This is a genomic window from Paracoccus pacificus (assembly GCF_042680785.1).
GTDB lineage: Bacteria > Pseudomonadota > Alphaproteobacteria > Rhodobacterales > Rhodobacteraceae > Paracoccus > Paracoccus pacificus.
Window position 1 is genome coordinate 1 of the sequence record NZ_JBHUEN010000042.1, and the last position, 1,909, is coordinate 1,909.

Genomic DNA, 1,909 nt, shown 5'->3' on the forward strand with positions numbered 1-1,909 from the left:
CGATCAGACGAAACCATACCGGAGACTCTTTCATGACCTCGACCTCGCGGGTTTTGCGAGCCTTGGCGCCACGCCAACTGGTCACGCTGACCCTGATCCTGCTGGCGGCTTTCCTGCTGACCGCAGCCCAAGCCCTGGCCCATAACGTCACCGCCGGTGACGCGGGCTACATCCAGGAAATCTGGGGGGTGCAGATCATCCCTTTCATCTATCTTGGCGCCAAGCACATGGTGACCGGCTACGACCACATCCTGTTCCTGCTGGGCGTGGTGTTCTTCCTCTACCGGATGAAGGACGTCGGTATCTATGTCAGCCTGTTTGCCATCGGCCATTCGGTCACCATGCTCTTGGGCGTCTGGTATGGCTGGGGCATCAACGCCTACATCATCGACGCGATCATCGGCCTGTCCGTGGTCTACAAGGCGCTGGACAACCTTGGCGCCTATCAGAAATGGTTCGGCTTCCAGCCCAATACCAAGGTCGCCACGCTGATCTTTGGCCTGTTTCACGGCACGGGCCTGGCCACCAAGATCCTCGACTATGACATCCCGCAGGATGGGCTTCTGGCCAACCTGCTGGCGTTCAACGTCGGCGTCGAGGTCGGCCAACTGCTAGCACTTGCCGTGATCCTGATCGTCATGGGCTACTGGCGTCGCAGCCCCAACTTCCTGCGCCAGGCCACCATCGCCAACGTGGTGATGATGGGCTTGGGCATCTGGCTGACCTTCAATCAGGTCGCCGGCTACATCGCTTCCACCTCTGCATAGATTGGACACTCCCATGCACAACGCACCCAAACCCAACATCGACGAGCTGCCCACCAAGGCGCAACTGCGCCGCTCAACGATCCTGGCCAGCATCGGCGCGGCGGTGATCGCGGTCACCGTCTATCTGCCCGCCGAATACGCCATCGACCCGACCGGGATCGGCCGGGTCATCGGCCTGACCGAGATGGGCGAGATCAAGGTGCAGCTTGCTGCCGAGGCGGAGGCTGATCGCCTGCTCGACGAGCAGCGCGCCATCGAGCAGCCCACTCAGGACCAGACGTCGAGCGTTCTGGACAGTGTCATGGGTCTGCTCATCGGCACGGCCCATGCGCAAGAGGCACAGGAGACTTGGACGGACACCGTGACCTTCACGCTGGAGCCGGGCGACACCGCCGAGGTCAAGCTGACAATGGCGGCTGGAGGCGTGGCCGAATACGCGTGGACCGCCGAAGGCGGCCGGGTCAACTTCGACCTCCACGCCCATAGCGGCGGCGAGTCGATCGACTACGAACGCGGCAGCGGCGCGACCGACGGCGAGGGCAGCATCGAGGCACCCTTTGCCGGTGATCACGGCTGGTTCTGGCGAAACCGCGACAGCACGCCGATCGACATGACCATCAACGTGCGCGGCGACTACAGCGCCATCGTCGAAACTTACTAAGCACCCGTCGCAGCCATTCGCGTCTAGACCGCGAATGGCTGCATTTTTTTAAATAGTAATCCAGCCATTTAAAGGCCCTTCCCACAGATCGGAAACCGATGTCGTAATGCAACCTATAATGATTTCAAACTTTTCCCGCTAGCGCAGGCTGAACCGCAGTAAGCCTGCCATCGTCCTATTATTTCGATCCGGGCCTGAAAAATTCTCTCAATAAGTGAAACTCTGCTTTGACTAGTTGCCGCAACTGCATTGCCGCACAACCATCAGTCAGCTTTCGCCCTTTGCAGACGTTGGCGCGACGATCTGATGCTACGTCGCGGCTTCACCACTGCGGACATTCTGGGTGCCTGCAGCAATCTTCCTGTCCGAGCTTGAAGCAGGCTTCGCTCGGATTGCGGGTTGGCGTCGCGCAGAGTAAAAATTCCGAGCAACACCGGGAGGTATTTATGGACCAGTCCGATCAGGAACTCGAGCGTCTCAG

3 protein-coding genes are annotated in these 1,909 nt (G+C 59.9%); 2 read left to right on the plus strand and 1 reads right to left on the minus strand.

The genetic code is table 11. From position 1 onward, the window contains the following. Nucleotides 1–32 precede the first annotated feature (32 nt). Together ACFSCT_RS12425 and ACFSCT_RS12430 are read left to right on the plus strand one after the other, a co-directional pair. Complete coding sequence (locus ACFSCT_RS12425; RefSeq protein WP_379143200.1) at nucleotides 33–767, plus strand: HupE/UreJ family protein; 735 nt, start codon at nucleotides 33–35, stop codon at nucleotides 765–767. Nucleotides 768–780: 13 nt separating this feature from the next. After that, nucleotides 781–1,428, plus strand: a complete 648-nt coding sequence (locus ACFSCT_RS12430; RefSeq protein WP_379143196.1) for a transmembrane anchor protein — start codon at nucleotides 781–783, stop codon at nucleotides 1,426–1,428. A 263-nt stretch (nucleotides 1,429–1,691) separates the two neighbouring features. On the opposite strand, the gene ACFSCT_RS12435 is transcribed toward ACFSCT_RS12430, so the two are convergent. Continuing rightward, nucleotides 1,692–1,909 (minus strand): hypothetical protein (locus tag ACFSCT_RS12435; RefSeq protein WP_379143198.1); only part of this gene is annotated, 218 nt, incomplete at its 5' end.

What these genes read in the sequence shown, in the direction of transcription:
- ACFSCT_RS12430 (WP_379143196.1), top strand. Translation starts at nt 781, where the DNA reads ATGCACAACGCACCCAAACCCAACATCGACGAGCTGCCCACCAAGGCG.
- ACFSCT_RS12425 (WP_379143200.1), top strand. Translation starts at nt 33, where the DNA reads ATGACCTCGACCTCGCGGGTTTTGCGAGCCTTGGCGCCACGCCAACTG.